Below are 8443 nucleotides of genomic sequence, written 5' to 3'. Positions count from 1 at the left end.
TAATAGAAAGGGGAATGAGCTATGCAGCTTTAAGTTATTTAGTAAGTTTATTGAAGCGTTGAATATCATTATGTTAACCATATACAGCCAGCTTTTTTTGACCCTTTTTTAGCAACTAATTATAACTTGTTGATTTATTTAAGGGATTAGCTTTTGCTTATAAAAAAGGTTTTCTTAGTTTTTGTCAATTTACTCTTTAATAATCAGCAAATTAAAGTTAGTATCTAACAGTTCACTGCCGCACAGGCAGCTCGTGGCTGGCGACGTTGCATCTCAACGGTCTTCTCGGGTATGCCACAACCGCAGCACGTAGATCATCGAATCAAGAATTTCGTAACGTACCTCGTACTCGCCAACCAAAATACGCCTTACCTCGCGTGGCTCGAACTGAAATAGTTGCTCTCCAATACGCGGATTAGTTAGCAAAATCGTCGGTGCCTGGGTCAGCGACTGTACCGCCCGAGCGGCAGCTGGCTTATTAGCCAGAGCCAGAAATTCATACAAACGCGCCAAATCTGACAGCGCCTTAGTGGTCCACTTAAGCTCCATCAACGCGGCATCGGCAGTTGATGGTCGGTACCGAGGCTGTCAGCCCAAGCCTGCACCGCCTGGTGATCGATAACTCGACCGGTATCCACGTCTGCCAACGCTTCTTGGGTCAGACGATCACGTTCCTCTTCTTGGGCGATCCATGCGGAAAGAGCCTGTTTCATGATCCAGCCACGTGAGCGTTCAAGTCGGGCTGCCATCTGGTCAACTTTGTCAGCCATCGGGAGTGGCACGTGTGCGGTCAGTACCTTGGTTGCTGCTTGTGTCATGCTACTCTTCATTCTAATGACTCCTCTTGTTTTATTTTAATCAAAGTTAATCATAGTGATTGGCTTTGATTTGGTCAAGAGTGTCAAATTGAACTATAGTAATGAAATGACAGATTGGCTTATAAAAGAAGAGAATATATTTAAATTAAATGATTTAATAATTTCAAAAAACACGAATGAAAAGGATTCTTAATATGATTAACGTTGCTATTGCTGGTGTTGGAAATTGCTGTTCGTCTCACTATCAAGGGATTTATTTTCACTTAGATAGCGATCCAATAATTAATGATCTAGGTATTTCAATCAAAGATATCAATGTGAAAACTGCATATAATGTTGATTGTAGGAAAGTTGGTTTACCAATATCAAAAGCAATTTTTGCAAAACCTAATTGTGCAAGGGTATTCTGTACTGATTTGCCAGAAGGTCTGATTGTCGAGAAAATTGAAGTTTTTGATGGTGTATCTTCGTATATGAGCAATCAACCTGAAGATCGCGGGTTTCGTGTATCGAGTGATCAAAAACCAATTGACTTGGCTTCTAGCCTTAAAGAAAACGAAATAGATATATTGATAAACTATTTACCTGTTGGCTCTCAAAAGGCTACCGAGTACCTTGCTGAATGTTGTCTGGAATCTGGTGTTTCTTTGCTTAATTGTATTCCAGTGTTCATAGCGTCTGATCTTGAGTGGGATAGAAAATTCTACGATAAAGGCATCCCTATCATAGGTGATGATGTGAAGAGTCATTTAGGTGCTTCAATCTTGTCGCAAGTATACCAGGAATTAGCACATTCAAGAAGTCTAACTGTTGACTATCGCCAGCAAATTAGTATTGGCGGAAACACTGATTTCAATAATATGATGGTTCAAGAAAGATTAGCATCCAAAAAAATTTCGAAAGAGAACGTTATTAGAAGTCAAAATGAAATTTCCGGAGTGGGTGTTCCCGAGGATTCCCTGATTAAGTTCGAGGTAATTTATGTTTATGCTTCAGCATCTCGTAGTGGTGATTCTTAACGGAGTCTACAATTTTTGCCAGACTTTGCCTTTCTGGACCAATCTCCACCGCCTAATCCTTCACTTTCTCAATATCTTGCCACGAAGTAGTTTGGGGTTCAGGGTCATCTAAAAGATAGGAAAATAATAGTTCTAGGCTGTGTCCCTCAATTAAATAATCGTCTTAAGAAATAAACGGATACAACCTAATTTCACCATAGCTATATAGTTTCTTGCGGTTTTTTCATAACGTGTGCCAATGCGACGATACTCTTTGAGTCGACCAAAACCTCTTTCTACAACATTTCTTCTTCGATAGGTTTCATGGTCGAATTTAACCCGTCCATCTGTTCGGGCTTTTTCGTTTGATTTATACCCGTTATCTTTCAAGTTGCCTCTTTGTTGGCGGCACTCACTCACCCCGGTCACATCGTTATCTATGCTCCCGGGGATTTGCTCCCTTGCCGTCGCGATGCAACTTGAAATCCATAGGGTATATAGGGAATTATCACTTTTATTCCCTGACGTTTTAACCGGTTGCGTAATGAGTGGCTGGCGTAACCTTTATCAGCAATCACCGCTTTTGAACGCCGTTTCATAAAACCGTTTTTACGCTGAATACCCAGACCATCCAGCAGGCGTATTGCATATTGACTTTCGTGACATTGACTGGCACTGAGTACCACATTCAGTGGGTGTCCTTTTCCATCGACCGCCAGATGGATTTTGGAACCATAACCCCCCTGAGAGCGACCCAGGCCATGGTCTCCGGTGATATCGGGATGTTTTTTTGGGCGCCAGCCGCACAATGTACCTCATCCAGTATTGACAATAACTTATTGAAAATGAGATTAATTATTCCTGATTTTGACCACCGATTAAAGCGGTTATAGACGGTCTTCCAGGAACCATAACGTTCGGGTAAATCCCGCCAGGGGGTGCCGGAACATAGCACCCAAAACAGGCCGTTGATAACCCGGCGGTGTTCAACATAAGGGTGTCCTGGCCGTTGAGAATGTTCAGGGGGCAATAAGGGGAGCAGTAACGCCCATGCTTCATCAGGAAGGTCGTAACGAGCCATAACATGTTTTGTCCGAAAGTCAGAGCCAGATTGATTATCCTATCTCAATCTATTGCGGGACACAGCCTAGTATATTCACGACATAACGCTGTTCACTGCCGCACAGCACAGGCAGCGGCGCACTCGATTGAGTGCGCTAAAATTAAAATAAAGAAGTCTATTTTCTACCTGATGAGCATCAATTCTTATGCTTTTGAGCATATGTTTCACTATTAACCCATTGATGGTCTTTTTCCCAGGTAAATAACCACTTACGGGTTGGTCCGGCCATTACGTTGAGATAATAGTTGTTGTAACCGGCAATGGTTGCTACTGGGTGATAGCCTTTGGGGACCATGACCACATCTTTGTTGTAAACAGCCATTGATTCATCTAGTGTGCGGTCATCGGTATAGACGCGTTGCATGCAGAATCCTTGAGATGGGTTCAAACGATGGTAATAGGTTTCTTCCAAATAGGTTTCCTGTGGCGCATTGTCGGTATCGTGTTTATGGCTAGGGTAGGAACTGGTACAGCCTTCATCGGTAAAGACTTCAACCACCAACAAGCTATCAGCAGGTTTGTTATCCGGTAGAATGTTGTGAACATAGCGCTGGTTGTAGCCATTTCCACGTTGTTCTGCACCAATATCCTGTGGCGTAATCAGGCGAGTCGGGTAACTTCCTTTACCCGGTGCCTGGCATACCGCGAGTTCGAGAGCGGTATCGGCAATGATTTCAACAGATTCCCCCGCAGTGATGTAAACGGCATAAGGTTTTTTGCGTTCAAATGGCTGCATGCGATCGCCAATATGCTCAAATCGTTGATGTGTCGTCGTTACTGTGGCTTTTCCCGCCACCAAAACCAGACAGGTTTCATTTTTTGATGCGGGTAAAGTGATTTTTTCACCCAAGGCCAACTCATAAACATCAAAATGGACATACTTCCAATTGGCAGATTCTGGTGTGATATGTTGAGTTCGTCTATTCTGATCCGGTGCATGATATTTTGATAATAATTTGGACATATTACCTACCTCAGCATTGCTTTTGTATAAATCGAACGGCGACTATTAAAGTAATCCTGCATCTCTAGCTAGTTGATGTAAATTGTTATAACCCATTGTTGCGTAGGTGAGTGGATGGGCAATAGCAGGATCTTGTTCTGCTTCAACTACCAGCCAGCCTTTATAATTTTGTTTTTTCAACACTTGAAAAATTGCCGGATAATCAACGCAACCATCTCCCGGTACTGTGAATACACCACTCAGGACTGCATCAAGGAAGCTGGTTTTACGGTTTTTTATATCGTTGAGTACATCAGGACGGATGTCTTTACAGTGAACATGATTAATGCGTTTTGCCCAGCGTTCTGCGATAGCCAGTGGATCAGCGCCAGTAAAGGTTAAATGGCCGGTATCCAGCAATAATCCAACTTCATCACTGGTATTTTCCATCAGATGATTAATATCTTCCTCAGTTTCAATAACCGTTCCCATATGGTGGTGATAAGCAATTTGAACACCTTGTTCTTGGGTGTAGCGGGCAAATTCAGTTAATTTTTCACCGTATTCTTGCCAGCGGTTAGCTGGAAATTGAGGGCGAAGATGGACTGGCTTGTTTTGATCGCCGTGAATGCAGTTTGTCACTTCCGCAAATACCATGACATTAGCCCCCAGCTCGCGTAGCAGGGTCAGGTGAGATTGTACCGCTTTAATCTCTTCCGCCACTGAACGGGTGAGTAATTTGCCAGAGTACCAGCCAGATACCAGCATGAGATCGTGGGCGGCAAGAATGGGGCCCAATATGTTGGCCTGACGAGGGAATTTGTTGCCCAATTCAAAACCGGTAAAACCTGCCAGGCGGCCTTCTGTTAAGCAGGTTTCCAGTGGCGTATCTGCGCCGAGGGTGGGTAAGTCATCATTAGTCCAAGTCAGAGGGTTGATACCAAGTTGAACAGCCATGATGGTGCTCCTAGTTGAATAAAATAATTTTATTATGTTGCTATCCGCGCTGACGCCATAAGCTAATCAGGTTGTGATAGTTGGTTTTTATTTTCTGGATCAAACGGTTATCATCAATCTCATTTTTTAGCCATTTTAGGGATGGTTGACCAAATAGGGTTCTTCCGACAGCAAAACCTTTGACGATGGATTTGCCGGCTGCGGCATTAAAGCCCATTTCCAGCTCTTCTTGTGGAGCATCAAGGCCAAGAATAACGACGCCACGGCAATAGGGGTCTCTCTGCTCGATGAGATAGTCAATGTTGTCCCAACTTTCAGAACTGAGAGGTGGGAGTTTCCACCAATCCGGTTTAACGCCAAGGTTATAAAATCGTCTAAGCGCGCGAATATAGAATTCATCTGAGTGTTTCATTTCCGCAGGTAGAATCACTTCCAGTAAAAGTTCGTGACCAGATTTACAGCATGCGGCATAAATTTCCCGAACTTTTTTCTCTTGTTCCAGACGGAGTGGGTGAGCGTCTTCTGGATGGAAAAACACCAGGCATTTGACGATGTGTTCCAGTGGCCAGTCAATAAGTTGGGAACCTATGTTGCCATGTTCCAGACAAAGCGGGCGAGAGCCGGGTAGCTCAATTGGGCGGCCTATCCACCAACCTTGACCGGTAATTTCGTTTAAAACATCCTGACCAAAAGTGCTGTCACATAACAGGCCTATTTTTCCTTGTAACCCTGCTTCTGTGGCAACTTCTTGGCTGGCGCGCAATAGAAGTTGTTTTAATGATGAAATACGCTTGATACTGGCATTTGCTTGTCGGGCTAATTCAATAAATTGAATACGATGATCAAATGCCATTACGCACAGTTCGTCCCATTGATTTTTACGGGCGCTGATACGGTGAAGGTGATTAAGTGTTTCATCCAAATCAGGGCGTAGTATTTGATTGGCGCGTGATAAATAGTTATCAAGCTCTGTTTTATCTGGCATTGCTGGCGCGCAGCCATGACGAGAAACAACTAATGCGCCACAAGCATTAGCGTAGGTACAGGCTTTTTCCCAACCTTCGTTATTTAGATAGCCGCGTAACAGGCCGGACATAAAAGCATCCCCGGCGCCGAGAACGTTAAGCACATCGACAGAAACGCCCTGTATGGTAATGCTATCATTCAGATCATTAGGGATTTCAGCGGTAAAAACAGAGCATCCCAGTGATCCCCGTTTGCAAACTAATGCAGCGGACGTGAGTTTACGAATGTTGCGTAGTGCTTCGATAGTATCTGTGGAACCACCGGCAATATGGAACTCTTCTTCTGTGCCAACAATGAGGTCAAATAGTGATAACACTTCCTGTAGCTGAGCTGTCACCTGCTCCGATGCGATATAACGTGTTTCACCATCTCCCAGAGAAGTTAACCCCCAAAGTACCGGGCGATAATCAATATCTATGACCGTTTTCACACGGTTACGGCGGGCGTAGTTGAGGGCCGTCAGCACCGCATCGCGAGTGTTAGGATGAGAAAGATGTGTTCCGGTGATAGCCAGACAACGAGCGGATGCAATGTATTCTTCACTGAAATCATCACGGGTAATTGCCATATCGGCGCAGTTATCACGATAGAAGATCAAGGGGAAAGTGGTCTTATCTTTGATTCCTAGCAGCACCAGTGCCGTAAGGCGTTCTTTATCCGTGGTTAGATGGCTGGTATCACAGCCAACACTTTGCAACTCTTCCCTAAGGAAACGTCCCATATGCTCATCACCGACTCTGGCTAGCATGGAAGATTTAAGCCCCTGACGAGCGGTACCATAGGCGACATTACCGGAAGAACCCCCAAGATATTTTGCAAAACTTCCCATGTCTTCCAGACGTGCTCCGATTTGTTGGCCGTAAAGGTCAACGGCGATTCGTCCCATGCAGATGACATCAAATTTTTTTTGCTGCTCCATTGAACAATTCCTTATTAAGTACAACATCAAGTGTTGCTATGATGAGCTCCGACAGTGGAAGATTGATAAAAATAATTAATTAATTTCAGTGACATTCACCCAACGTTGTTCTTGATAAGAATGAGCAATGGCATCCAGAATACGTGAGACTTTCCAACCTTCGGTGAAATCTGGCCATATCTCTTTATTGCTGGCGATACCATTGATCAAGTCTCTGATTTCCACTGTTTTTTGATCATTGAAGCCGATGCCGTGACCTGCACCGAGACAGAATGGTGCATAGTCAGGATGTTCCGGTCCAATAAGAATAGTTTTAAAGCCTTGGCGGTTTGCTGGTTCATCGTGACGGTAAAGTTTTAGTTCGGCCATTCTTTCTTGCGTAAAGCTCAAAGTACCTTTTGTTCCTGTAATGGTGTAGCTCAAACCCATTTTGCGGCCGCAGGCAATACGGGAGGTTTCAATAATACCCATTGCTCCACCGTTGAAACGCACCATAGCATGTGCTTGATCTTCGTTTTCTACCGCAACCATAATGTTAGAACCGGTTTTTTCCGGGCGTTGTTTGATGATAGTTGCCATGTCTGAGCAAACAGTTTGGATATCACCAACCAGGAACTGCGCCATATTGATGATATGAGCAGCAAGATCGCCTAATGCACCTAATCCAGCTTTATCTTTGAAGCAGTGCCAGTGAATAGGGATGAGTGGATCAGCCATATAATCTTCGTTATGAGTGCCGTAGAAGTGAATGACTTCACCGATTTCACCATTCGAAATGATCTCTTTAGCCAGTTGTGCGGTAGGGTTTTTCATATAGTTAAAACCGACTAATGTTTTCACTCTGGCTTTTTTGGCGGCTTCGACCATTAATTTTGCATCAGTTGAGTTTAGTGCCAGTGGTTTTTCACAATAAACATGCTTGCCATGTTTGATCGCTTCGAGAGCCATCTCTTTATGAAGAAAATTTGGTGAGCAGATATCAACAACATGAATATCGGGGTCTGCTACTAATTTGCGCCAATTATCAGTAAAGCGCCGGAAACCTAACTGTTCAGACCGTTTTGCGGCGAGTTCAGCAGAAACTTCGGCTACCATTTCACAAACTAGTTTGCCTGCCAGAGGGAAAACCGTAGGTGCTTGTGCGTAAGCAATGGCATGTGTGCGTCCGATGTAACCAGTACCGATTAGGCCGATACGAATCTCTTCCATATAGCTGTTTCTCCGAATAGAAGCGGATAGGTCGTTTGTTGTTGCAGTCAATTCTTTAGTGTTTGCCAGTTAGCCTTGGTTGCTGTCATACACCTGTTATAGGAAACATTTATTTCATTTTCAACTTAAATAAAAATATTAATTTCAAGTTGTGATCTGATAAGGGTTTTTTATGTAATTCATTGTTATATGGGGTTAATTTTATAATGAGTTAGGTGCCATTCAGTGATAAGAACAGAAAAAATAGAATATTAGAATTTTTATTTTATTTATGGCTTGGTATATACCCTATGGATTTCAAGATGCATCGCGGCGGCAAGGGAGCGAATCCCCGGGAGCATAGATAACGATGTGACCGGGGTGAGTGAGTGCAGCCAACAAAGAGGCAACTTGAAAGATGACGGGTATATATGGAGCGTGTGTTAGTTAGCAAAGGGAGCTGTTATCTCT

At 43.6% G+C, this 8443-nt stretch carries 7 protein-coding genes and 2 pseudogenes; 1 reads left to right on the top strand and 8 read right to left on the bottom strand.

The window, feature by feature from the left end:
• Nucleotides 1–273 precede the first annotated feature (273 nt).
• Both LG003_RS09235 and LG003_RS09230 read right to left on the bottom strand, forming a co-directional pair.
• The gene (locus LG003_RS09235; RefSeq protein ID WP_112877870.1) at nucleotides 274–549 is read right to left on the bottom strand and encodes a type II toxin-antitoxin system RelE/ParE family toxin; all 276 of its coding nucleotides are present in this window, start codon (nucleotides 547–549) and stop codon (nucleotides 274–276) included.
• A complete protein-coding gene (locus LG003_RS09230; RefSeq protein WP_370446061.1) occupies nucleotides 549–830 on the bottom strand; it encodes a CopG family ribbon-helix-helix protein in 282 nt (93 codons plus the stop codon). Before LG003_RS09230 ends, LG003_RS09235 begins: the two co-directional genes overlap by 1 nt.
• A 182-nt stretch (nucleotides 831–1012) precedes the next feature.
• Here LG003_RS09230 and LG003_RS09225 point away from each other — a divergent pair, with 182 nt between their 5' ends.
• Nucleotides 1013–1837, top strand: coding sequence for a Myo-inositol-1-phosphate synthase (locus tag LG003_RS09225; protein ID WP_240000784.1), 825 nt, complete (start codon nucleotides 1013–1015; stop codon nucleotides 1835–1837).
• Nucleotides 1838–1987: 150 nt separating this feature from the next.
• Here LG003_RS09225 and LG003_RS09220 read toward each other — a convergent pair.
• The 6 genes and pseudogenes from LG003_RS09220 to LG003_RS09195 form a co-directional block, all read right to left on the bottom strand.
• Nucleotides 1988–2191 (bottom strand): annotated as a pseudogene (locus LG003_RS09220) (transposase); the annotation flags it as partial.
• A gap of 125 nt (nucleotides 2192–2316) precedes the next feature.
• Nucleotides 2317–2897 (bottom strand): annotated as a pseudogene (locus LG003_RS09215) (IS5 family transposase); the annotation flags it as partial.
• Between the two features lie 178 nt (nucleotides 2898–3075).
• Nucleotides 3076–3903 carry a 5-deoxy-glucuronate isomerase gene (gene iolB, locus LG003_RS09210; RefSeq protein ID WP_112877873.1) on the bottom strand — a complete coding sequence of 276 codons (828 nt, stop codon included), beginning with the start codon at nucleotides 3901–3903 and terminating at the stop codon, nucleotides 3076–3078.
• 45 nt (nucleotides 3904–3948) lie between these two features.
• Nucleotides 3949–4839, bottom strand: a complete 891-nt coding sequence (iolE, locus tag LG003_RS09205) for a myo-inosose-2 dehydratase (protein WP_262980582.1) — start codon at nucleotides 4837–4839, stop codon at nucleotides 3949–3951.
• A gap of 40 nt (nucleotides 4840–4879) precedes the next feature.
• Nucleotides 4880–6784 (bottom strand): bifunctional 5-dehydro-2-deoxygluconokinase/5-dehydro-2-deoxyphosphogluconate aldolase, encoded by a 1905-nt coding sequence (locus LG003_RS09200; RefSeq protein WP_262980581.1) that lies wholly within the window; start codon nucleotides 6782–6784, stop codon nucleotides 4880–4882.
• A 75-nt stretch (nucleotides 6785–6859) separates the two neighbouring features.
• The gene (locus LG003_RS09195; protein ID WP_112877876.1) at nucleotides 6860–7993 is read right to left on the bottom strand and encodes a Gfo/Idh/MocA family protein; all 1134 of its coding nucleotides are present in this window, start codon (nucleotides 7991–7993) and stop codon (nucleotides 6860–6862) included.
• Between the last annotated feature and the right edge of the window lie 450 nt (nucleotides 7994–8443).

Source organism: Photorhabdus kleinii (assembly GCF_025384885.1).
Classification (GTDB): domain Bacteria; phylum Pseudomonadota; class Gammaproteobacteria; order Enterobacterales; family Enterobacteriaceae; genus Photorhabdus; species Photorhabdus kayaii.
This window is presented reverse-complemented; position numbering and strand designations above follow the sequence as displayed.

Bases quoted from the DNA above. Each gene is read 5' to 3' on its own strand.
- iolB (WP_112877873.1), bottom strand. From the start codon at position 3,903: ATGTCCAAATTATTATCAAAATATCATGCACCGGATCAGAATAGACGA.
- LG003_RS09225 (WP_240000784.1), top strand. From the start codon at position 1,013: ATGATTAACGTTGCTATTGCTGGTGTTGGAAATTGCTGTTCGTCTCAC.
- LG003_RS09200 (WP_262980581.1), bottom strand. From the start codon at position 6,784: ATGGAGCAGCAAAAAAAATTTGATGTCATCTGCATGGGACGAATCGCC.
- iolE (WP_262980582.1), bottom strand. From the start codon at position 4,839: ATGGCTGTTCAACTTGGTATCAACCCTCTGACTTGGACTAATGATGAC.
- LG003_RS09230 (WP_370446061.1), bottom strand. From the start codon at position 830: ATGAAGAGTAGCATGACACAAGCAGCAACCAAGGTACTGACCGCACAC.
- LG003_RS09235 (WP_112877870.1), bottom strand. From the start codon at position 549: ATGGAGCTTAAGTGGACCACTAAGGCGCTGTCAGATTTGGCGCGTTTG.
- LG003_RS09195 (WP_112877876.1), bottom strand. From the start codon at position 7,993: ATGGAAGAGATTCGTATCGGCCTAATCGGTACTGGTTACATCGGACGC.